11 protein-coding genes are annotated in these 25,007 nt (G+C 53.7%); 4 read left to right on the top strand and 7 right to left on the bottom strand.

The features are described 5' to 3' along the window. Positions 1 to 26: 26 nt before the first annotated feature. Both apbE and PMPD1_RS14955 read right to left on the bottom strand, forming a co-directional pair. Positions 27 to 1,070: an FAD:protein FMN transferase ApbE gene (apbE, locus tag PMPD1_RS14950; RefSeq protein WP_173634797.1), complete on the bottom strand. Its 1,044-nt coding sequence runs from the start codon at positions 1,068 to 1,070 to the stop codon at positions 27 to 29. Between the two features lie 326 nt (positions 1,071 to 1,396). After that, the gene (locus PMPD1_RS14955) at positions 1,397 to 1,855 is read right to left on the bottom strand and encodes a nuclear transport factor 2 family protein (protein WP_354292645.1); all 459 of its coding nucleotides are present in this window, start codon (positions 1,853 to 1,855) and stop codon (positions 1,397 to 1,399) included. 94 nt (positions 1,856 to 1,949) lie between these two features. Between PMPD1_RS14955 and PMPD1_RS14960 the strand changes: the two genes are divergently transcribed. Then, positions 1,950 to 2,534 carry a TetR/AcrR family transcriptional regulator gene (locus tag PMPD1_RS14960; protein WP_173634798.1) on the top strand — a complete coding sequence of 195 codons (585 nt, stop codon included), beginning with the start codon at positions 1,950 to 1,952 and terminating at the stop codon, positions 2,532 to 2,534. A gap of 28 nt (positions 2,535 to 2,562) precedes the next feature. Here PMPD1_RS14960 and ompC read toward each other — a convergent pair whose 3' ends face one another. The 5 genes from ompC to PMPD1_RS14985 all read right to left on the bottom strand — a co-directional run bounded on the left by ompC (position 2,563) and on the right by PMPD1_RS14985 (position 19,691). Then, positions 2,563 to 3,705: a porin OmpC gene (gene ompC, locus PMPD1_RS14965; RefSeq protein ID WP_173634799.1), complete on the bottom strand. Its 1,143-nt coding sequence runs from the start codon at positions 3,703 to 3,705 to the stop codon at positions 2,563 to 2,565. Between the two features lie 595 nt (positions 3,706 to 4,300). After that, positions 4,301 to 5,470 carry a beta-barrel domain-containing protein gene (locus PMPD1_RS14970; RefSeq protein ID WP_173634800.1) on the bottom strand — a complete coding sequence of 390 codons (1,170 nt, stop codon included), beginning with the start codon at positions 5,468 to 5,470 and terminating at the stop codon, positions 4,301 to 4,303. Then, positions 5,467 to 7,629 carry a type I secretion system permease/ATPase gene (locus PMPD1_RS14975; RefSeq protein WP_173634801.1) on the bottom strand — a complete coding sequence of 721 codons (2,163 nt, stop codon included), beginning with the start codon at positions 7,627 to 7,629 and terminating at the stop codon, positions 5,467 to 5,469. The genes PMPD1_RS14970 and PMPD1_RS14975 overlap by 4 nt, the downstream gene beginning before the upstream one ends. 36 nt (positions 7,630 to 7,665) lie before the next feature. After that, the gene (locus PMPD1_RS14980; protein WP_173634802.1) at positions 7,666 to 9,021 is read right to left on the bottom strand and encodes a TolC family outer membrane protein; all 1,356 of its coding nucleotides are present in this window, start codon (positions 9,019 to 9,021) and stop codon (positions 7,666 to 7,668) included. A gap of 134 nt (positions 9,022 to 9,155) precedes the next feature. Further along, entirely contained in the window at positions 9,156 to 19,691 is a 10,536-nt protein-coding gene (locus PMPD1_RS14985) for an Ig-like domain-containing protein (RefSeq protein ID WP_173634803.1), read from the bottom strand. 799 nt (positions 19,692 to 20,490) lie between these two features. On the opposite strand from PMPD1_RS14985, the gene PMPD1_RS14990 reads away from it, so the two are divergent. From PMPD1_RS14990 to rcsB, 3 genes are read left to right on the top strand one after another with little or no spacing between them, the layout of a single operon-like run. Continuing rightward, positions 20,491 to 21,645 carry an MFS transporter gene (locus PMPD1_RS14990; RefSeq protein ID WP_173634804.1) on the top strand — a complete coding sequence of 385 codons (1,155 nt, stop codon included), beginning with the start codon at positions 20,491 to 20,493 and terminating at the stop codon, positions 21,643 to 21,645. Positions 21,646 to 21,668: 23 nt separating this feature from the next. Continuing rightward, a complete protein-coding gene (gene rcsD, locus PMPD1_RS14995) occupies positions 21,669 to 24,335 on the top strand; it encodes a phosphotransferase RcsD (RefSeq protein ID WP_173636241.1) in 2,667 nt (888 codons plus the stop codon). After that, positions 24,328 to 24,978: a response regulator transcription factor RcsB gene (gene rcsB / locus PMPD1_RS15000; RefSeq protein ID WP_173634805.1), complete on the top strand. Its 651-nt coding sequence runs from the start codon at positions 24,328 to 24,330 to the stop codon at positions 24,976 to 24,978. Before rcsD ends, rcsB begins: the two co-directional genes overlap by 8 nt. Positions 24,979 to 25,007: the final 29 nt, after the last annotated feature.

Raw genomic sequence — 25,007 nt, forward strand, 5'->3', positions numbered from 1 at the left:
ATGGCTACAACATAACTTACTGATGGCTATGGCTTTTGGATAAAGGCGGCGAATTGCGGCGACATCCAGATACTGAAACCTTGTTGCTGTTTAGTAATCAGATAAACCGCCAGTTGCTGTTGTAGCGCCAGCTGTTTCGCTTTTTCGGTGCCCAATACCATTAGCCCGGTATCCCAGGCGTCGGCTTCCAGTGCCGTGGTCGCAATCACCGTGGCGGATACCAGGCGGTGTTCAATTGGCCGACCGGTTACCGGGTCGATAACATGGGAAATCCGTTTGCCGTCCAGTTCATAATAGTTGCGATAACTCCCGGAGGTACTGATGCCATGCCCCTGGAGATCAACAATCGCCTGTACCGCATTTTCCTGGTCGGTGGGCTTTTGAATCGCCACGCGCCACGCCTTACCTTGTGGATTCTGCCCACGGCTTAACACCGCCCCACCAACCGAAACCAGATAATTATTGATCCCTTCTTTTTCCATCAAACGCGCTAAATGGTCGGTGGCAAAACCTTCGCCCACGGTGGAAAGGTCAACATACAGCGTTGGCAGATCCTTCTGAAGCCAGGCGCCATCGACACGGCGAATCACCTGTAAATGCGCCAGGCCGGTTTGCGCGCGCGCGGCATCGATCTTAGCCTGGCTAGGGGTCTTCTGCGGCTGACGATTTGGCCCGAACCCCCACAGATTAACCAGTGGGCCAACGGTAATATCCATTGCGCCGCCGGTTTGTTTGCCGACGCGCAACGCCAGCGTGACAATATCTGCCATCTCATCGCTCACCGGCTGCGGCTGGTTTCCCCGGTATTGGTTGAAGCGTGAAAGTACCGAATCATGTTTCCAGGTTGAAAGCTGGTGGTCATCCTCATCAAGCTGCTGTTGGATCTTGTGCCTGAGCGTCGATTCCCGTTGCGCATCCACCCCCGCCAGACTGACTCGCCATACCGTGCCCATGGTTTTTCCTTCCAGCACTAGCGCAGCAGTTGAAGTTTGATGACGCGTATTATCATCACAGGCGGAAACAGTCAGTAATGCCAAAAAAGTGGCATACCGCAGAGTAAAAGAACGCATGAAAAATCCTTATAAAGTGCATTATCAGTGGCAGCCGAACCGCACAAATCGCTTGTAAAATAAGCAAATCTGCCTTGACCGCTGGGCTAATACCCCGCAGAATGGCCTTTCTGAGACGGAAATCTCAGGTTAAGTTAATACTTTTTGCAGTAACAAAGGAGACCCTTATGCAAAATATCGTGCTCCTCCTGGTACTTACGGGGATCTTAATCTTCTCCGGCTATAAATATTATAAAGAGACACGTAATAAAATCGTGTCTCCTCGTCAACGCCATCACCAGAAATAGCTTTCCGCCCCGCCCTACGCGGGGCTTTTTCCTGGTGCGCTACAGCCCTAATGCGCTCAGGCTGGCATGATCGTCCGGCCTTCTACCCAGCGGCCAGTGAAACAGACGCTCACTCTCATCAATCGGCACATCGTTAATGCAGGCGAAGCGTTCGATCATCAAGCCATCTGCGCCAAAACGCCAGTTTTCATTACCGTAACTGCGGTACCAGTGCCCATTATCATCATGCCACTCATAGGCGAAACGGACCGCGATCACATCATTTTGCCAAGCCCACAGCTCCTTGATTAAACGGTACTCAAGCTCTTTTGCCCATTTACGGGTTAAGAACTGCACCACTTCCGCGCGGCCATTGACGAACTCGGCGCGATTCCGCCAACGCGTGTCTTGGGTATAAACTTGCGATACCCGTTGTGGATCGCGTGAATTCCACGCATCTTCCGCTAATCGAACTTTTTGCGTGGCGCTCTCAAAATCAAACGGGGGAACCAAAGCCATAATGCCTCCAGAGTCAGGTAGACAGATTTGTCTACTTAATTTATACTGTCGCATGTAGACAGACTTGTCTACTTAAATTTTTCATGGAGTTTTTATGCTGTCGCCTGAACCATTTGATCCCCATGCCAGCGCCCAGGAACGTATCCTGAATTGCGCCCATCAGTTGTTTTACCAGAACGGGATTCGCGCCACCGGGGTGGATAAAATTATTGCGGGCGCCGGGGTCACTAAAGTGACTTTTTACCGCCATTTTCCGGCGAAAAATGCCTTGGTGCTGGCGTTTCTACGTCGACGACATCAGCGCTGGATGCAAGGGTTTAGTCAGACGTTGGCGGATGCCTTGCGGCAAGAAACGCTGGCCGATGCTCTGCCGCATGCGCTGGAAAGCTGGTTCAGCCAGCCGGACTTTCGCGGCTGTGCGTTTATCAATGCCGCCACTGAACTGGCAGATACACAGCCAGAAGCGTTGTCGCTGGTGGTAGAGCACAAATGCGCGATGCGCGATGAGATTGCACGGCATCTTCCGCCCCACGCAGGCAATCGGGCGGATGTCATCGCCATGCTGGTCGATGGTGCAATTGTTCAGGTGCAGATGGGCAAAAGTGTCGAACAGACGGTGAGGCAGTTGCGGGATGGGCTGGCGGCGCTGCTGGCGCCGGAAACAAACAGGGCGACATAATGCCGCCCTGTGGGATACGCGTAAAGACTTAGAACTGGTAAACCAGGCCCAGCGCGACCACGTCATCGGTGCTGATGTCAGCGGCGCGGGTAAAGTCGCTACTGTCGATCAGGTTGATTTTGTAGTCAACATAGGTGGACATGTTTTTGTTGAAGTAGTAGGTGGCACCTACGTCAACGAATTTAACCAGATCCTGGCTGCCAAAGGTTTGGCCGCTTGCGGAGGTACCGAGATCTTTCGCACGGGTTTGGTTATAGCCCACGAACGGACGCAGACCGAAGTCAAACTGGTAAGCCGCATAGGCTTCGAACAGTTGAGACTTGTTAGCATAACCGAAGGCATTATCGCCAGCGTCATTCAGGGTGCCGCTACCGAAGCGAGAAGCGTTATACGCCTGGGTAAACATTGCAGACAGGTAGATGTTGTTCGCATCATATTTCAGGCCGCCTGAGTAGGCTTCCGCACGGTCACCGCTACCCATAATACCTGCGCCTTTACCTGCGCCGTTTTGCGCATTGGTACGGTCAGAACTGGAGAACGCACCGGCCAGGCTCACGCCGCCGCCGATATCGTAGTTCACAGACATACCGTAGCCGTCACCGTTCTGGGTCAGCACGCCACGGCTACCGTCTTCGCCGCCGCCATCATTTTTACCCTGATACTGCAGGGCAAAGTTCAGGCCATCAACCAGGCCGAAGAAGTTGGTATTACGGTAGGTCGCCACGCCATTAGCACGTGAGAACAGGAACTGGTCCGCGCCATAGGTGGAACCATCAAACTCGGGCTGCATGTCAGTATAAGCGGCAACATCATAAATCACGCCAGTGTTACGACCGTAGTCGAATGAACCAGCATCGCCAAATTTCAAACCAGCGAAACCATAACGGGTAAAGGCATTATCACCGTCGCTTTCCGGGGTGTTAACGTTTACCTGATATTCCCACTGGCCGTAACCGGTCAGTTGGTCGTTGATTTGGGTTTCGCCTTTAAAACCAAGACGGATATAGCTTTGGTCACCATTAACAGAATGGTCGTCAGAGAAATAGTGCAGGCCATCAACCAAACCGTACAGATCCAGTTTGTTGCCGTCTTTGTTGTAGACTTCTGCTGCGCCCGCGGAGCCAGCGATCAGCATTGCGGGTACCATCAGGGAAAGAACTCGAAGTTTCATTTTATTACCCTCTATTATGTGCCTTTATTTGCCACTGCGTGCTGAATGTTTAAAATTCAGCCGGCAACCCATTGTCAATTCGAGGGCGGTAATAATCTATAAAGAAAATGCTACTAAATTTCCGAAACTGTTTCATTCCTTTTCATATATATTTCTAAATGTGTTATTCGCGGAACTTTTATACAGCACGATAAGATAAAAAATATAGCACTAATAATCAAAAATTATATAAATCTTTAAAAAACAAAAAGATAGCAAAAGTGTGATTTGAGCACTGAATGATAAAACAAAACCAAAGTCGGCATATAGAATAGATACCGCTATCATCATTTTATTTTATTATTACCTTCATTCACCCCGAATGAGATGTTTTACCCTTATTTTTATTCCCGCCGGACCTTGTGTCCGGCTTTTTTTTAAGTTTTTTTCAGGAAACGTCATTGACGGTAAACTTCCTAATTACGCTGAAAATAAGCGTAAAAACCCTCCGCTGAGATGCATTCATTTCCGCATTTTTTGCACAAAAATCATCAAATATATCTTAGCTTAATTAATTTTTGAAATTAACAAATCACCTCATTAACGCGCTGAAACATTACCGCTCGCGTAACGATTCCTTGATTTTATTCAACGGCTTAATTAAATAATCCATTACCGATTTTTGCCCGGTTTTAATCTCGACGCTGGCAACCATGCCAGGAACAATAGGAAATTTTCGACCAGCGCGATTAGTTAATTCCGCTTTTTGGGTACGGACATACACGCGATAGTAATATTGGTCGCGTTTTACTTCATCTTGCAGCGTATCCGGTGAGACCGTTTCGACTTCGCCTGGCAGTGAGCCATAAATAGAGGAGTCGTAAGCGGTGATTTTTACTTCAGCGGCCAGGCCGGGGCGGATCCAGGCGATATCGCGTGGGTTAATCCGGGTTTCAATCAGTAACTGATCCTCAAGCGGAACGATCTCCATAAGTTTGCCGCCCGGCTGTAATACGCCGCCTACCGTTGTTACCTGAATATCCTTAACAATACCGCGCACTGGCGAGTAGAGTGTCGCGCGGGTTAACTGGTCTTCTTTACCGGCCAACACCTGCAATTGCGCATCCAGATCGGCGTTATTTTTTACCTGCTCTTCACGGGCGCGTACCGCATAGTCGTTTTTGGCTTCGTCAATTTTTCCGCGTAGGTCGCTAACCTGACGGCGCAAGCGAATCACTTCGACCTGCCCCGCCGCGCCTTTAGCCACCAGAGGTTCAGTCATGCGTAGCTCATCCTGAACCAACTTCATTGATTGTTCGAGGTTACTGACGGTTTCCGTTAAATTGCGGCGGCGGGATTGATACAACTGCATTTCCCGCGCCACCAGCTCCGGTTCCTGCCGGGTAGCGGCGCTAAATTGCAACGGCGCGCCGGTCAGTTCGGCACGCAACCGCTCCGCTGAGGCGCGTAAGGTACGTGCTTTTGCCTGCGCTTCGCCAAAGTTAGACTGGAAACGCGTGGGGTCGAGCCGGGCTAAAATCTCTCCCTTTTCAACAATATCCCCTTCATGCACATTAAGCTGATTAACAATGCCGCCATCCAGGCTCTCGATCACCTGGGCACGACTGGAGGGCGTCACTTTGCCGGTTCCCACCGTGACCTCATCCAGAATGGCGAAGTGCGCCCACACCAAAAATAACACCAGCGTCGCGCTACATAGCCAAATAATCGTCGATGTGCGTCGCTCATTACGACTGAGATCTTTTTCCACCGTGACCAGACTCATGCGGCATCTCCTTGCGGCGTTTGCGCGGCTGAAGCCTTGGCGTTGGCGGCGGAAGCGCTACGCAAAATCTCGTCGCGCGGGCCGTCGGCAATAATTCTGCCGTTATCCATGACGATAATGCGCTCAACCAGTTTTAACAGCGCCGGGCGATGGGTTACCAGGATTAAGGTTCGCCCGTTAAGCCAGCCATGCATTTGACGGATAACATGATCTTCCAGTTGCTCATCCATTGAGGCGGTAGGTTCATCCAGCAACACCACCTGCGGTTGACGCAAGATCATGCGGCTTAGCATCACCATTTGCCGTTGACCGCCGGAAAGCCCGCGCCCACCCTCGTTAATGATGCGATCAAGGCTGGCGGCATCCTGCTGTACCAGACTCAGCGCGCCACTCACCCGTAACGCCTGTAACATCTCCTGCTCGCTGGCATGCGGATTACCCAACATCAAATTTTGACGCAAGGTGCCGAAAAAAAGTCGGGAATCCTGCGATAACCAGCCCAACTGACGGCGTAAATCAACCGGATCGATCCGGTTAATATCCACGCCATCAACGATCACTTTGCCTTGCGAGGCTTTCGCCTGTCCGGCTAATAATTTAAGTAGCGTCGACTTACCGGCCCCCACCTTTCCTAAAATAGCGATACGCTCACCCGGCTTAATACGTAATGCCGCCACATTGAGTATGTTTTTAACATTCTCCTCATCGTAGCTGTAATGCACATTATGGAGCTCATAATGTCCGCTCAGAATCGGGCAGTGCGCAACCTCCCCCTCCGGTGGTTTATCGAGCGGTTTTTTCAATAACTCGTCCAGCCCGGTCATGGCGCTTTTGGCATGCTGCCAGCGGGAAAACACCATGGTTAATTGCATCAAGGGCGCAATCGTGCGTGACGAGAGCATACTGCTGGCAACCAATGTACCGGTGGTAATATCACCCGCTAACACCAGATAAGTACCGAATACCAACATGCCGCCATAGGTAAGTTGTTGCACGGTAGAGGCCCAACCGCCAAGCCTGGCGCCCCATAGCCGCTGCTTCATCCCGATTGCCGCGCTCACGTCGTGCGTCTGCTCCCATTGACGCTGGAAGTACGGCTCCGCCTGTAGCGCCTTCACGTCCTCAATGCCTTCAATGGTCTCAACCAGTATCGCATTACGTAACGCGCCCTCACGCAGCCCCTCTTTTGCCAACTTCGCCATCGGAATTTGAATCAACAGACCGGGGATGACGATCAACGGAATCGCCAGTAACGGAATGATCACTAACGAGCCGCCAATGAACGCCATAATAAACAGGAATAAAATCACGAAGGGCATATCCGCCGCCGCGCCGACGGTGGTTGATGTCAGCAGTTCGCGGACCTGATCAATTTCACGCAGTTGTGAAATGAACGAGCCGGTCGATTTGGGGCGCGACTCATTGCGGATATTCATCGCCCGGGCGAATAACATTGAGGAGATATTGAGGTCGATACGCTTTCCCATCAGATCGGAAACCTGAGTACGCATCAGGCGAATCAGGTACTCCATAGCGGCGGCGATCACCACCCCGACAAACAGTACCCATAGCGTGGGTTCCGACTGCGCCGGTATCACCCGATCGTAGACCTGCATTGAAAACAGAATGCCGGCCAACGCCAGTACATTCCCCACCACCGAAGCCAGCGATATTTCGGCGATGCGCCGCCCCATACCGCGAAAGTTTTTCCAGAACCAGTGTGCTTGCCAGGGTTGGATAAATTCATCAATACGCGCATCGCGACCGCGTGCCGCCACGCCGACCATTGCCACCAGTTGCTGGCTTTGCGCCAACAATAGCGCCAGTTCGGTTTCACGAATGACATCGCCGCCCTCGCTCAGCCAGTAGCGGGCTGTGCCGTTCGCATCAATCTCCTCAATAACCGCCACACTGCCTGGTTCGAGTAATAACATCACCGGCATGATTTCCTGACGCCAATGCACGCTTTCGCGCGGCACCATGGCAAGGTGCAACCCAACCAGATTCGCCAGACGTTCCAGTTGCTGCCCGGCGGGGAGATGTTCAAACCAGCGCATATTTTGACGCAGCGTTGTCGCCTCCGCCGGTTTACCGAAGCGCGCCGCAACCCGAAGCATGGCGGCGATCCAGGTCTCTGTTAATGCGGTTTGTCGTGTCATAGTCACCCCTTTTTATCGTGGTACATCGCTACCGGATTACTGCAGGGTCGGCAGTGTCTGCCCACTGCTTTTTTCGCGGTCTATCCCCATGATATCGAGCAAATTATCGACGGCGGCAGCGTAACGCACCGTCGCGTCCCAGCCGTCGTATAACGCCATAATCCGCATGCTATCCGCCTGAAATACGTCCTGCTCAACGCTTAACAAATCATTCAGACTACGTTTACTGAGTTTGTATTCATCGGCGTAGACCGCGCGGGTATGGTCGGCGCTGAGCAGTTGCTGCTCGCCTGCTTGCTGGCGCTCATGCGCGCCAATCATGTCGGCATAAGCCGTAGAAGCATGTTGATTAATATCGAGTTTCGCCTGTTGAATCGCCGCCTGAGCCGCCTCTCGCTCGCCCTCGGCGGAGCGCGTTTTCGCATTCACCAGCCCGCCCTGATAAATCGGCGCCTCCACCTGGAGTTGCAACTCATCGTCCCAATACGATCGGCTATCGTTTTCATAACGGGTACGCCCAGCTTCAACCTTGATGGTGGGCCAGTGGTTCGACGCCGCCTGCCGCACACGCTGGTTGGCGGCCTGCTGCTTGGCCTGCGCACTGCGCACTGCCGCGCTGTTTTCATAGGCGATTCGGTCGAGGGTGACCTGCTGTTGCAACAGCGTTTCGGGGAGTTCGGGCAGATTATCGGACACCACGCCGGTTAGTACCGTTAGCTGCGCCTGCGCCGAGCGTTGCTGGGCGCGATATTGCTCTAGCGTGGCACGCATCCCGGCCAATCGCGTACCGGCTTGTAACACATCGGATTGCGAACTGAGCCCGGCATTGGCACGCAGAGTCGCGATCTCTTTTACCCGATCCAGTGAGGCGATATTGTCGCGCGCGGCCACCACCAGCGCCTGGTAGCGTTTCACTTCAAGATAAGCACGTAGCGTATCCTGCGCGACGGAGGTCATGGTGTCATACAGTGAATAACGGTAAGCATCCGCCAGCGCATGTTGTTCATCAATCGCGCCACCGGTGCGGCCAAAGTCATACAGTAACTGGCTGAGGGTCAGCCCGCCGGAGGCGTTATTATTCAAACTACCGGACGAGTCAGTTTGATGAGATCGCCCTCCTGAGGCTTGCAGAGAAATCTGTGGATACCAGGCGCTTTTCGCCGCATCCAGATCGGCTTCGCCAATGTGAATTTGCGCCGCCGCCTGAGAAATTTTGGGGTTACGGAGAAAGGCGCGCAAAATCGCTTCGCGTAGCGTTAACGTGGCAATACGCTCCTCGCTCGGTGCGGCTTGCCAGTTGAATTCAGCCGGCGGTTCTTCTACCGCCAGCGCCTGATGCACGAACGCTCCACAAAACGCGCCCAGCCACAAAGAAACAAGCGTCTTGTTCATTATTTACACCAACGTATTGCTGATTATTGTTGTTAAAACGTTCTTGCTGCCGCTTTCCGGGCAGAACATCAAAGCAGCGCTCAACGGCGCTAAAAAAAATGGGCGGCCAGGATTTTCCACTGACCGCCCGCTGCTTACACCACGTGCACCTGTAAATTATGCTGAATCAACACATCGCCTAAGGTGTTGTCCGCAGTAAGTGCCGAGTTGTGGTACACGTCATAGGTGTGCCCCTCAACGGTACGCTGGCCGGTACTGCTCCATACGCCGCCCTCGGTATTCGCTAGCGTCACCTCGCCGCCATCGGCCCCCTTAATCAACAGATCGTCTTGCGGCGTATCGGTCAGGGTCAGTGCGTCATGCAGATCGAGCTTAATGCCGTTAGTACCAGACTTACCGAGGTCGAGCACCTCAACATTCTCGATTTTTAGCCCCAGCGAGGTGAGATCCAACGTCATATGCTCGCCATTTAACACCAGCGTATCGACGCCGCTACCGCCATCAATATGACCAAAGTTCAACGTATTAAGCGTCACGGTATCCTCACCCTGGCTCCCGGTGATAAAAGCACCCTCTTGCATTGAACCGTCAGCCAGTACGATGGTGACGCCGCCGATGGAGTAAGCCTCATCCGCCGTGCTCTCAGTTGGCGATGCGCCATGCGCCACCGGCGCGTTGAGCGCGTGCGTATCACTTACCGACAGTGCGGCGCTATCTGTCTCGGTAACCAGCGTCGACGCAACCGGAACCGCCTCGGTATGCGCGCTCTCTGCCGTCGATTTTTGCTCACTTGCCGTCGGCGCGGCCACGCTGTGACTTTGATCGCCAGCCGAGGCGGTTCCGCTATCATCAACAGCGACCAGCGCAGCGCTGTGTACCTCTGCGCTGGCGGCAACCGGTAATAATGATCCCAGCAACAGTGTGGTGCTGGTGGCTGCCGGGTTACCCGCAGCATCCACCGCCGTTACCGTTACAATCGAGCTGAGGCTGAGCGCGGTCAGTAATCCCCCGGCGAATTTAATGCTGTAACGCCCGAGGGCATCAGTGGTGGTTTGCTGAGTGTGTCCATTCAGCGTCACGTTAAGCATGGTGCCCTGCTTCAGGTTCAACGTCCCGCCCGAGATGGTTAAACCGGTCAACAATACGCTGACCAGGCTTAATACCGGATCGACACCGATAATCGGCAGGTTATGCGTTACCGCGTTAAAACTACTGTTCGCGGTTGAGATATTGCCAACCGCATCGGTCAGCGTGACCGAGAGCGAATGGCTGCCGTCGGAGAGAGCTTGCAAGGTTTCGGCCGGAATAGTGATGCTCCAGCTACCCTCCGCGCCCACCGTGGTGGTGAAGGTGGTTCCGGCGATGGTCACCGCTACGCTACTGCCTTGCGCATTGGTTGCGTTGCCGCTAATCGTTTCGCCGTTGGCGGCTTCCGCCAGATTGAGGAAGCCATCACCGCCAAACAAGGTTCCCAGCGTCACCGAAGGCAGCGTATGGGTACCCACCAACAGGTTACCGGCATCGCTACCGGTTCCACCGGCAAGATTGGTGACGCTGGCGGTCACGGTTTGCGTGCCATCGGCAATCGTCGCCAGGCTGGCGGCCGGTACCGATACGCTCCACGATCCATCGGCCCCAACCGTCCCGGTAAACGTCTGGCCGCCAATCGCCACCTGGATGGTTGAGCCTTCCGCATTGGTCGACGTACCGACAATAGTTTGCGCGCTCAACACATCGGTCGCATTGAGCTGCCCGTCGCCAAAAATCGTGGCAATCGTTACGGTCGGCGGCGTATGTGCAATAACATTCAGCGCGCCGCTGCCGGTTGCCTCGTTGCCAAAGGCATCGGTAGCGCGCACCTCGACCGCTAACGTACCATCGCTTAACAGCGCCAAATCGGCTTTCGGTACACTCAGCGTCCAGTTCCCGTTGCTGCCAACCTGAGCGGTATAGGTTTTTCCGCCCAGCGTTACCGTCACCAGCGTGCCATTACTTAAATGGCTGCTGCTGCCGCTGATGGTTTGCGCGCTGTTCAGATCAACCGCGCTTAATACGCCGTCGCCAAACAGGGTATTCACGGTTAAGGTTGGCGGCGTATTGATGCCAATCTGTACCCCGGCGCTGACGCTGGCGGTGTTCCCTACCGCATCCGTCACCGAGACACCCACGGTGAGGTTGCCATTCAGCAGCGTACCGAGAATGTCCGGCGAGACCTGTGCGCTGAAGTGACCGGTGTCATCTACCGCTGCGGTGACAGTTGAATTACCGATATTGACGGTGACCACTGAACCGGCCGCCGCATTGGCGACCTGACCAGTGATAGTTTGTGTCGCTATCGATTCCAGCAGGTTCAGCACACCGTCGCCGAACAGCGGATCAAGGGTAATAACCGGCAAGTTGTGGATACCGACCTTAACGCCTGCGCTGGTTTCGGCGCTATTGCCCGCACTGTCAGTGACTTTAATGCCAACCGTCAGGTTACCGTCCAACAGCCCCTGCAGAATGGCGGGCGAGAGCGCTACGCTAAAGTCACCATTGGCGTTCGCGGTGGTAATCAGGTGTTGTCCGGCGAGCGTCACCTCGACCTTCGAGCCTGGCGTAGCATTGGTAATGTGCCCGCTAATCACCTGCGTCAGTAACGCATCCGCCGCGTTTAATAAGCCGTCGCCAAAGATCGGGTTCAGTTCGATACCGGGGATGGTGACATTCACCACCAAACCGGCACTGGTCGAGGTGGTATTGCCGGCAGCATCAGTCACGCTGACGCCGACCGTCAGGTTACCGTTCAGCAAGGTGCCCAAAATATCCGGACTCACGGTCGCGCTGAACGCGCCGTTTTGGCCGACCACCGCCGTTACGGTGCTGTTGCCAATGCTGATGGTCACCTGAGCGCCCGCCGCAACATGATTCACCACGCCGCTAATGGTTTGACCTGTCACCAGATCCAGTGCGTTAAGAATACCGTCGCCGAAGATCGGGCTCAGTGAGATCGAAGGCGCGGTGCCGAAAATACCCACATCCACCGCTGACGAGGCGACGTTGCCCGCCGGGTCAATCACTTTCACGCCCAGCGATAAGGTCCCATCCAGCAAATGTCCTAAATCCAGCGCCGGAATGGTTAATCCCCACTGACCACCGGCGGTCACCTGTGTTTGGTACGATTTGCTTCCTAACGTCACAATCACCGTCGAGCCGGTCGCCGCATTTAACAGGCCGCCAATCGTTTGGTTCTGGGCAAGGTCGCCAATATTGAGCAAGTTGTCCACACCGAACAGGTGCGATAGGTCGCCAATCACCGGCAAGTTATGGATGATTGCCGTCACGGTTTCACCCACGGTACGCGTGTTACCGGCGGCATCGGACAGGGTTAAGTTGAGGTTAATATCTCCGTCTGCCAGTAGGCCGAGGATGTTTGGCGGCACGATAATCGCCCATTTGCCATCCTGCCCCACTTTCGCCGATAGGGTGGTGTCGCCAATATCCAGCGTGACCGTGGCACCAATCCCCGCCAGTTTGGCGACCCCGGAGATAGTTTGCGCCACCGTACTATCCAGCGCGCTCAGCGTACCGTCGCCGAAGACAGAATCTACAATCAGCGTTAGCCCCTGATTGATGATTTTATTGACCGTCAGCGTGGCGTCAGTTTGGTTGCCAGCGGCATCGCTCACCCGCACGCCAAACACCAGCGCTCCCTCGGTCAGGCTATCTAACACCTCCGGCGTTAGTTGCAACGCAAAGGTACCGTCCGCATTCACCACCGCCGTAGCGATTGGATTGGCATCGCCAAGATACAGCCCAATGGTTTGCCCTTCCGCGCCGGAGGCAGTGCCGGTTAGGGTTTGGGTGAGGAGAATATCCGCCGCGTTGAGAACGTTATTGCCCAGCAGCGCATCAACCTGTAGCAGCGGCGCCCCGGTATCCACGGTGAAGTTATGATCCACCTCGCTGAGATTACCGGCGCGATCGCTTAAGCTGGCATGAAGGGTTTGCGGGCCATCTTGCAACGCCTGTAAATCCGCCGCCGCGATGTTGGTGCTCCAGTTCCCATTCGCCTGCACAACCGCCGTATAGGTTTTGCCGTTCAACGTCAGCGTTACGGTACGACCGGCTTCGCTGATCGAGGCGGTGCCGCTGAGCGTTTGGGTTACGCCGCTTTCACTCTCATTCAGCACATTATCGGCGGTAAAGGCGTTAATCGTCAGCTCTGGCGCGGTGCGATCCACCACTACCGTTGCGCCGGTAGAAACCGTATCCAGCCCAACTACCGCGCTGGCGGAGACCGTGTAGTTACCGTCGCTGCCAAATATCGCAGCAGGAAGGTTAACGCTCCAGTTCCCTTCACTACCGACCACTACATCGGTCCCCACCAGCACCCCATTCACCGTGATGTTTACCGTGCTACCGACAAGGAAGTGACTAAACGACCCGGTTACAGTGACTGAGCCGGTCTCCGACGCATTAAGAATGTTGTCACCGCCGATGGGATCCAACGTCAGTAACGGATCGTCCGGCGGTGTAAGATCAACGGTTAGCGTGGTGCTGGCACTGTTACTGTTACCCGCCGGATCGGTAATCGTTACAGTGATGGTGTCGCTACCATTCGCCAGTTGCGCCATCACGCCAGGCATCACGGCAACTTGCCAGTTCCCCTCGTCATCAACAATGCCGGTCAATGTTGATGCGCCAAGCGTCACTGTTACCGTGGAACCGGCATTTTCAACCCCGGCGCTACCGCTGAGGGTTTGCGCCAGAATACTTTCCGCATAGGTGAGGCTGTTGTCGCCGGTGAACGGATCGATATTGACCGTGGGCGCGACGGTATCGACGGTGAAATTGCCGCCAATCGTCGTTGCATTGCCGTTACTATCAACCACCCGCACCGACAAGGTATTGTCGCCTTGATCCAGTAAGTTAAGTTGTTCAGAAGACAGGGCCAGTGACCAACTGCCATCACCGTTGAGGGTAGCGGTATAGTCTGTGCCGCCCACGTTGACCGTTACACTCTGTGCATCGCCGGTGGTGCCGGTGGTTCCGGTTAAGGTGGCGCCGTCTTCCACATCCTGCAGATTGATTAGGCTATCGCCAAACGGCACATTCAGCGTCGGCGTTGGCGCGGTCAGGGCGGCAGTAAATACCAGCGAGTCATTGGTTACGTTACCGGCCGCATCGACTATCGTCAGGTCAATGGTATGCGTGCCGTTGTTCAGGTTACCTAGCGCCCCGGCCGGTATCCCAACCGACCAGTTACCTTCCGCATCCACCGTACCGGTATAGGTGATCCCGCCCAAGTCGATGGTGATTTGCACGCCTTGGTTCTCGCCGCTCAGCCCAGTAGTGCCGGTTAAGATTACCGCACCCGCCGCTTCGTCAATGTTAAGAATGCCATCGCCAAACGGTGGGTTAATGACCGGATCGGCTGGCGTCAGCGCCGCAATCACCTCCAACGATTGAGTCGCACTGTTACCCGCCGCATCCGTGGCGGTAACCTCAATGGTGTGCGTACCATCGCTTAACGACGCTAACTGTTGCGGCGACAGGTTCAGCGACCAGTTGCCGTTAGCGTCTACACTGGCCTCAAATGGGTCGCCATTATTCAGCCCGGAGATGACCACACTCACCGTTTGACCGGCGCTGGTAATACCGGTGCGCCCGGTAATCTGTTGATCGAGGGTCGCTTCAATAATATTTAGCGAGCCGTCGCCAAACGGCAGATTAATGGTGACAACCGGCAATGTATGGATAGCGACCTGTAATGCCCCATCAATCGTCGCGCTGTTGCCGACGCTGTCAGTGACGGAGACTTCAATCGGCCAGTTACCATCCGGCAGCGTTTGCAACTCGCTGGCCGGTAAATCAAGCGACCACTGCCCGGTTTCCTCATCAACCGTGGCCTCAAAACCTGTGCCATTCACCGTGACAATCACGGTCTGTTCGCCGGTAATACCGGTCACGCCACTCAGTGCGCCACCGGCCTGCGCCTCGGTCAGGTTGAGAATGCCATCGGTAAAGGGCGTGTTCAGCGTTGGGTCGGGTAAGCCGTTAATAATTGAGTTGAAGTCAAGCGAGGCGCTATCACTGTTTCCCGCCCGATCGGTCACCGTAGCCGTAATGGTATGGCTACCGTTTGCCAGATCCGCCAGTTGCGACGGTGACAGATTCAACGACCAATGGCCGCCGGCATCAACGGTAGCGGTTAAGGGTTGGTCATTATTCAGCCCGGTAATCACCACGCTAACCTGCTGCCCTTCGCCGCTAATCCCGGTGGTGCCGCGAATAACCTGATCGCTATCCGCTTCTGCGGCATTCAGCGCGCCATCAACAAACGGAACCTGTATTGCCGCCTCCGGTAACGTCGACAATACAATCTCAACGTTACCGGCAATGCCAGCCGGGTTGCCTGCCGCATCGACCGCACTGACCTCAACCTGTACATTGCCATCCGGTAAGGCGCTCAGTGCCCCGGCCGGGATTGACACCTCCCATCTGCCACCCGTAGCAACCGTACCGCTAAAGGTCAGATTGCCAATCGTGACAGTAACTTCAGTGCCCGGCTCTAAATGGGTTGCCGTACCGGTGAGGGTTAGGGCGCCGTCGGCTTCCGCCACGTTGAGTAAGCCATCGCCAAATAATGGCGTGTCGAGGGTCAGGGCCGGTAGAGTATTTATCGCGACATTGAGGTCCACCAATTGAGAGGCGGTGTTGCCGCTGGCGTCGGTCACCGAAAGCCCCACCTGCGCCGTTCCGTCGGCGAGCGCCAACAAATCCCCGCTGGATAGCGCAACGCTCCAATGACCTTGCGTATCGGCGGTGGCGGTATAGGTTTTATCATTTAACGTCAGCGTGACAGTGAGTCCTGCATCCGTGGTGCCGCCGATGGTGATCCCGGCGACCGCTTCCGCCAGATTCAGTATGCCATCGCTCCCAACGCCCAAATCAATGTCCAGCAACGCTGGCGGCTGGGTATCTACGCTGAAATCGTGGCTGTCATCCGCCGGGTTACCGGCAATATCGGTCGCCGTCGCAGTAACGTGATTATCACCTTGAGTGAGTGCCTGTACATCCTGCGCTGGTACGGTGGCGCTCCAGTTTCCTTCCGCATCCACCGTTGCCGAATAGGTTTTACCATTCAGACTGACAGTGATAGACGCGCCGTCGTCGAGATGTTGGCTGGTCCCGCTAATGACCAGTGGCTGCTGCGCTTCCTGGGCATTAACCACATCATCGCCCGCCACTGTATTGATCTCAATGACCGGCTGGCTGGCTGCCCCGGCGACTACCGTAACGTCATGCGTGGCGCTCGCCGGATTACCCGCCACATCGCTGGCGGTAACGGTAATGGTTTGCCTACCATCGCTCAGTTGCCCCAAGGCCTGCGCCGGAACATCAACGCGCCAGTCGCCCTGTGCAGTGACCGTGGTGGTGTAATTTTGACCGTTGAGCGTAACCGTGACCGTTTGGCCGGTCTCCAGCCCGGTAGCAGAGCCGCTGATGCTAATGCCCTGCGCCGCCTCAGATCGGTTGATATAATCATCGCCGGTTACCGCATCAATACTGAGTGTCGGCTGGCTGGCGGGGCTGGCGGCCAGCGTGAGGAGATGATCAATGCTGGCAGGGTTACCCGCCGCATCGGTTAAGGTTACGCCGAGATGATATTCGCCATCCGCCAGCCCTTGTAACGCACTGGCTGGCAATGTGACGCTCCAGCTACCATCGTTTTGCACCACTGCCTGCAGAGTTTCGCCATTGAACGTAATCTGTACGGTTTGTCCGGCATCTGCTGGCGATGCCGTGCCGCTGATGGTTTGGGCTTGTAAGGCTTCCGCCCGATTAATAATATTGTCGCCGGCTACATTACCGACATTCAAGGTTGGGGCGCTGTAGTCAACGCTGACGGTACTGTTGACGCTGCCCATATTACCGGCGGCGTCGGTCACGGTAACCGTTATTGGTAAAGCGCCATCCTGGTAACCTTGCAATGTCTCTGCGTCTAACGCGACTGACCAGTTACCTTGCGCATCGACGACCGCCGGATACTCGGTTCCGCCTACATTAACGGTGACGGTCTGCCCCTCGCTGGTTGAACCGGTGGAACCCGATAGCGTTTGTCCGTCTTGTGCTTCGCGAATATTGAGGTAACCATCGCCAAATGGCGTATCGATGGTGGGCGCTAGCGAGGCGGTCGCCACCTGAATATCGCTGGTGGTACTGATTGGATTACCGGCTGCATCGCTGACGGTGACAGTCAGTGGATAGCTACCCGGTTCAGCGTCTAGCAACGTGCCCGCGGGTAATTCCACCGACCAATGACCTTGCGCATCGACCTCGGTGGTATACGTCTCTCCATTCAGCGTTACAGTAACAGTTTGCCCTTGCGGTGCGTCACTGCTGCCGCCGATGGTGATGGGTTGCGCGGCTTCGACTGCGTTGACAATCCCATCGCCAGCGACCGGATCGACCGCAAGCGTCGGCGCGGTACGATCAATCACCACTGGCGCGGTGGTACTGCTCTGATTGCCCGCCGCATCGCTGACGGTGACCACGATACTGGTACCCCCTTCCGCCAACGCCTGCAATGCATCAGCAGGCAGCGTGACCGACCAGTGTCCATCACCATCAACGCTACCGGTCCAGTTAGAACCACCCAAGCTAACCGTCACGCTTTGACCATCGCCGCTAACCCCGGTCTCTCCTTGTAACGTCTGTTCGGTCGCCGACTCCGCCGCGTTCAACGCGCCATCGCCAAACGGCGTTTGTAACGTCACTTCCGGTAAGGTATGAACGATAACGTTCAGCGTCGCACTGGTATCCACCGGATTACCGCCCGTGTCGATAGCGGTAACCGTCAGCGGAGCGGCGCCATCCGGTAACCCGGCTAAATCCGCCGCCGGGATGGTTATGCTCCAGTTGCCGTTGTCAGCCACTTCAGCGGTATAGGTCTGGCCATTGAAGGTTACCGTCACCTCATTACCAACGGGAATATTGGATGAGGTACCGCTCACTACCAGGTTTTCATTCGCTTCGCTGGCATTGAGGTAACCATCATCGCTTAAGGGGTTGACCGATAAACCGGAGGCAGCATTGTTAACGGTGAACTCAAGGGCGTTATCCGCGCTATTTCCGGCAATATCATTCACGACTACATGGATAGTCGCGGTGCCATTTTCTAATGCCAGCAGCGCCGAAGACGGAATCTGTACGCTCCAGTCTCCGCTGGGTTGCACCACCGCCGTGTAGTTTTGCCCATCCAGCGTCACGGTAACCGTTTGTCCAGCCTCAACATGTTGTGTGGTACCAGAGAGCGTTTGCGTGGTGTGTTGTTCGGCGCCGTCCAAAATATTGTTTCCGGCAAAAGTGTTCACCGTGATCGAGGGTAGGTTCGCTTCATCGGCTTTAACGGTTAACGGTGCGGTTTGATTGGTGCTATTACCGGCAGCATCGCTGATTGAAACAGCAACCGGATGTGAGCCATCGCTAAGTTCGGCTAAATCAGTAGCCGGCACAGCGACTGACCACTGCCCATTGTCGCCTACCGTGGTGGTGTAAGTATGACCATTTAGCGTAACGGTGACCGTGTCATTCGCTTCGCCGCTTCCGCTAATCTCCAGCGGTTGGCTCTGCTCTTGCGCATTCAGCATTCCGTCTGCGGCAATCGGGTTAACCGTCAAAGTTGGCGCGATAGTGTCGACCACTATCGGCGTGGTGGAGGTACTGCTATTACCGGCAGGGTCGGTGACCACCACCACAATTTGATTATTGCCTTGTGGTAGATCCTGTAAGTCGCCTGATGGCAACGTTATCGTCCAGCTACCGTCGTTCGCCGGGGTGCCGGTATATTGGTGATCGCCAAGGGTGACCGTTACCGTTTGGTTTGGCCCGCTAACACCGGTATTACCGCTTAACGTTTGATCGCTGCCTGCCTCACCGCTATTTAGCGTGCCATCGCCAAATGGCAGATTTAGTGTGGGGGTACCGTTGGCGCCATTGCCCTCGTTGCCATTGCCGCCCTCTCCATCCCCTCCATTACCATTCCCGCCATTGCCGTTATTACCATTCCCGCCATTGCCGTTATTACCATTCCCGCCGTTGCCGTTATTACCATTCCCGCCGTTGCCGTTATTACCATCCCCGCCGTTACCGTTATTGCCATTACCACCGTTATTATTGTTGTCGTTATTGTGGTGATGACCGCCGCCACCGCCGGACGCTGCAATACCAATCCCCGCCAGGCCAAGCACGCCTAACCCTGCCGCAGTTATGACGCCAGTATTGCTGTCATTATCGGCCAGCAGTAACGGGTCGATAGAATTAAGCGATTCATAGGTTGGCGTCACCGCCACCAACGCAGTCGCATCCGCCGCGCCATCAGCAGCCGGGAATAACGCATGTACCGGTAGATGGGTACCATCATCAAATACCAGTTCGCTATGCAATCCATCGGTATCATTGAAGAAAAAACGCTGGTAGCGAACCACGCTGCCATCACGCATATGCAGGATCAGATCATTTCCCTGGCGCTCATAGGTGGTTACCAGCGACTGAGTGCCATTAATACGCACCACGCTGGCTTCGTTTAAGGCCACGGTATGGGAAAAACCACCGTTAGTTTGAGAAATAAACGTGCCGTTTTCGCGCGAAATAATATCCACGCGACCTTGGTTGAGCTGTGCCATCTAACACCCCTTAGCTGCCAGTTGAGGTAAAGTGTCGCGCGCAAAAACCAACAGAAAATCTGCACAGTCAAACGCTCGACAAAAAATGTTTTTCCACAGACGTGGAGATGTACTAACCCGGTAGGAAAAGTGACGAAGAAGGCAACATGGCGGCTTTATTCCGCCTAATAACGCAAATGGACTGATTTTTATATTTTGCTTGTTTCAGATATAATGAAAAAAAGCATGGCTAGGATTGAAATTAATTTATCTTTCCGATTAAAAAAATTTAAATAAAGTTAAATTTAACTAATGTAAATCTGGTTTTAGATACGCGGCAACAGCCTAACTCCTCGCTAACAGATTGATTTTACTGACTTACATCAATTTACAATCTGCACCAACAGATCACTTTTAGTTACAAAAGTTACGTATTGAAAGGGCCAAATTTAACCAGAGAATTTGATACGCGGCTCACAGTGAGACCGTTATTTACCTGCAGGCATTATTACCGGTTTGATATTTGCACGGTGGTTTATTCACTTCACGTAACTTACTTAAAGAAAAAGGAATTATCAGGAAATTGAAAATTTAACTTAAGTCAAAATATATCACTACTGCGCCAGGATATATCCTGAAATTGGGCCTGGAACGCTATAATGACTTAACATCCGCGTTTTTATCGGTTATTACCCTCAGCCAGCGCCATTTATCAGATATAGCTCCGCCAACTCAAAGCGAGTAACAGGGGTTATTGGTGCTAAAACGACCCAATTTATGGTAAAAAGAGGGGATAAATTGTCAGGAAACAAGCGATAACATGACGACAGTGGATATGGAACAAGTCGATAAATCAGCCGTAGCGACACAAGTGGTTACCCGCGTAGTGTTTTTTATTGCCGGCTTAGGGATGTCTGCCTGGGCACCATTAGTGCCCTATGCCAAAGCGCGCATTCAACTTAGCGACGCCTCGCTCGGTGGGTTATTGCTTTTCCTTGGCGCCGGGTCACTATTAGCAATGCCGCTGACCGGCTTATTGGTTGGCAAGCAGGGCTGTAAACGCGTTATCCTCGCCTCTGGCCTCGTCTTCGTCCTGATGTTACCGTTACTCGCGACCCTCTCAACGCCGCTTTCGCTGGCGCTGGCATTGATGTTGTTTGGCGCGGCAATTGGAACCTTTGATGTCGCGATGAATATTCAGGCTGTCGAAGTCGAAAAAGCGGCACAAAAAACCATGATGTCTGGGTTTCACGGTTTTTTCAGTATCGGCGGCATTGCCGGAGCCGGGCTGGTCAGCCTGCTGTTATGGCTCGGCTGTTCTCCTCTACAAGCAGTGTTAGCGCTGTTGGTGCTAATTGTGGCGCTGTTTATCGCCAGCCACCGCCATCTGCTGACTGAACGTCTACATCAGGCCGATACGCCGTTATTTGTTTTGCCGCACGGCAAAGTTCTGTTTTTAGGGTTGCTCTGTTTTATTCTGTTTCTTACCGAAGGCGCGGTTTTAGACTGGAGCGCGCTGTTTTTGACGCAAGTCCGTCATTTTCCTGCTGCGCAGGCCGGTTTGGCGTATGCGGTATTTTCAGTCGCCATGAGCATTGGTCGGCTGACTGGCGATCGGGTAGTAAACCGTTTCAGCCGTCGTCTGGTGATGGCTGGCGGTTGTATTTGCGCAGCGTCAGGGCTGCTGATTGCGGTAACCGTTAATCTGCCGTGGCTGTCGCTGCTGGCATTTCTGTTAGTTGGGTTTGGCGCGGCAAATACTGTCCCGATCTTATTCAGCGCCACCGGTCAGCAGAGTACCATGCCGGTTAATCTGGCGATTTCCGCCATGACAACCATTGGTTATGCAGGTATTCTGGCAGGTCCGGCTCTGATTGGTTTTGTTTCCCATTGGTCCAGCCTGGCAGCGGCATTTACGGCGATAGCCTTGCTGCTGCTGGCGGTTGCTGCCAGCGCTCGGCTGGTTATACGATAAGGTTGGGTGTCCTGTTACGTATGGTGCCATATAAGTTTCCCCTTACTTCAGGCAATGTCACACGTTTTTTCGTGATATTCATTCTGGTGCTGTTAGTCGCGCAGGGCGTCATGATCCATAACGCAGTAAACGCCTGGCTGACGGAAAAACGCTACGCGATGGAAGACGTTACTTATGCGATGCAAAAACGTATCGATGCTTATCGTTTCGCCACCTGGCAAATTTATGAAAACCTGGCCGCCAGCGCCGCCGGTACGCCGCCCAATAGCCTGCAAGAGACGCGTTTGCGGCCTGATGTTTACTACCTGGAAAAAAACCGCCGTAAAACCGAGGCGCTGATTTTCGGTTCCCACGACAGCAGTACGCTGGATATGACGCTACGGATGTCGCGTTATCTTGACACCCTGTGGGGCGCGGAAAATAACACCTGGTCGATGTATTTTCTGAATGGTCAGGACAACAGCCTGATCTTAATCTCCACCCTGCCGTTGAAAGATATGGCGACACGTTACAAAGAGAATGCCATCAGCAATATCGTTGACGCACGGCGCGCCGAAATGCTGCAACAGGCCAACGCCTTAGATGAGCGCGAGAGTTTTTCTCCATTGCGGCGTTTTAGTTGGCAAAACGATCACTACTTTACTGTTCGTACCACCTTTAATCAGCCGGGCCACCTGGCGACGGTGGTAGCATTTGATCTGCCGGTGAATGATCTTATTCCGCGCAATATGCCGCTGGAAAACTTCCAGTTGCGGCAAGATGCGACCGTGAGTAACGAAGGGAAAAATAGCGACGAAGAGGCGCAAGCGACCCATATCAACTTCAGTACGCGCGAGGCGGAAATTGTCTCCGCCCTACCTGGCGCGCCACTGCAATTGGCTTACCGCATCCCTCTTACTAGTCTGGCTCTCGATACGCTGCGTAATTTACTCTGGCCGATGCTGGCAGATTTCGCCCTACTGCTGATGTCGCTAGCCGGTCTGTTCCTGTTACGACAGCAATCGCTGCGTCCGAGTGAAAACCAGAGCGCCGAACTGGATTCACTACGCGTGCTGAATGAAGAGATCGTCGCCAGTTTACCCGTCGGTCTCCTGGTGTATGACTTCGCCAGTAACCGCACCATTATCAGTAATAAAATCGCAGAACATTTGTTGCCGCACCTGAATTTGCAAAAAATCATCAATATGTCCGATCAACATCAGGGTGTATTGCAGGCGACGGTCAATAACGAGGTTTACGAAATACGCCACGCGCGCAGCGTTTATTCTCCGCACACCCAGTTGTTTATGATGCGCGATCAGGATCGTGAACTCTTGGTGAATAAAAAGCTGCAAAAAGCTCAGCAAGTACTCGACAGAAATCATCAAATGCGCCAGCAATTGCTGCAAAATCTCGGCCATGCGCTGAACCAACCGCTAAATCAGGTGGTGACGCAATTGCGTGCGCTCAGCGAGGAAAGTGAGGATGAGCAACTGCTGAACGTGTTACAGGATAGCCAGTCGCTCTCACGTTTACTGGACGATATTGTCTTGTTAAACCGCCTGGAAACACACGATTGGCTACCGGATGCCGCGTCATTCAATCTCCAGGCTTTGTTGGATGAGTTAACGCTGGAACTGCTGCCGCAGGCACGCCGCAAAGGGTTAAAACTACTGGTACGCAACCATCTGAATAGTGATGAAATACGTTTTGGCGACTCGCGGGCCATCCGTAAAGTGCTCACCACCTTGTTGCACTATTCGCTGACCACCACCCAATGGGGTAAGGTTTCGCTGGAGGTTGACTCTCCGGCCGACCAGCCTAATCGTCTGCGGTTACAAATCGTTGATACCGGTGCCGGGCTCACGCGTGATGAATTGGGTAATACTGACTTTCCTTATCTGGGCGAAACCTCGCAAGACCGTTTCGGGCAGGCTTCCGGGCTGGCATTCTTCCTCTGTAAACAGTTGTGTAAACAGCTTGGCGGGCATTTAGAGATTCTGGCAAAACCGGATATTGGCACCCGTTACAGTATTTGGCTCAACGTGCCGCTGGAAACCCAACAGCCGCAAGAAGAGAAGTTACTGGAAGGCGTCACCGCGCTGATTGAGATCGACGTTGATGATGTGCGCAATATCGTTTGTCATCAATTGGAAAACTGGGGCGCGCGCTGTATTACGCCGGATGAGCGCTTCTCTGGTCAACAACATGATATTTTGGTCACCGATGATCCGGCGCGCATGACACCGTGGGCGCTGTTGCTCACCGATGATGAGTCTGGTTTCCGCGCGCTGAATGAAAATCAGTACCGGGTAAATTTCAATATCAGTAGCGCCTTGCAAGATGCACTGCTACAACTGATTGAAAAGCAGCTTTCCGAGGAACTTTCCCTTGGTGAAGAGAGCGAAGAAGAGGACGTTGTACCGCTGCTCAGCGGCGGTTACTACCAGTTGTTTGTCGAGACAGTACCGGATGATGTGAAGAGATTGTATACTGAGGCAGCAGACAACGATTACCGTTCGCTTGCTCAGACAGCGCACCGCCTAAAAGGCGTGTTTGCCATGCTCAATCTGGTACCTGGCAAGCAGCTTTGTGAAACGTTAGAACAGCACATTAAAGAGTGTGACGATTCAAACATTAAAAATACCACCAGTGAAATTGACGCCTACGTCAACGAACTGCTGCAGCAAGGTAACCAAAAAGATGAATAACTTGAATGTAATTATTGCCGATGACCATCCCATTGTGTTGTTTGGTATTCGGAAGTCGCTTGAACAAATTGAATGGGTAAATGTAGTCGGTGAGTTTGAAGACTCTACCGCGTTGATTAATAGCCTCTCAAAACTTGATGCTAATGTGCTGATTACCGATCTCTCAATGCCAGGTGAGAAATACGGCGATGGTATTACACTGATTAAATACATCAAACGCCACTACCCCGATCTGTCAATTATTGTTCTTACTATGAACAATAATCCGGCGATTCTGAGCGCGGTGCTGGATTTGGACATTGAAGGTATTGTACTGAAGCAAGGTGCGCCGACCGATTTACCAAAAGCGTTAGCGGCCCTGCAGAAAGGGAAAAAGTACACGCCGGATAGCGTGGCGAAATTGCTGGAAAAAATTAGCGCCGGCGGCTATGGCGATAAGCGCCTTTCGCCGAAAGAGAGCGAAGTGTTGCGTCTGTTTGCCGAAGGTTTTTTAGTGACCGAAATTGCCAAGAAACTTAATCGCAGTATTAAAACCATTAGTAGCCAGAAGAAATCAGCCATGATGAAACTCGGTGTAGATAACGATATTGCGCTGCTGAATTATCTCTCTTCCGTCAGCATGACACCGGTTGATAAAGAGTAATTAACCTGCATAAAAAACGACGCCGCGGC

The organism is Paramixta manurensis, assembly GCF_013285385.1.
Classification (GTDB): Bacteria; Pseudomonadota; Gammaproteobacteria; order Enterobacterales; family Enterobacteriaceae; genus Paramixta; species Paramixta manurensis.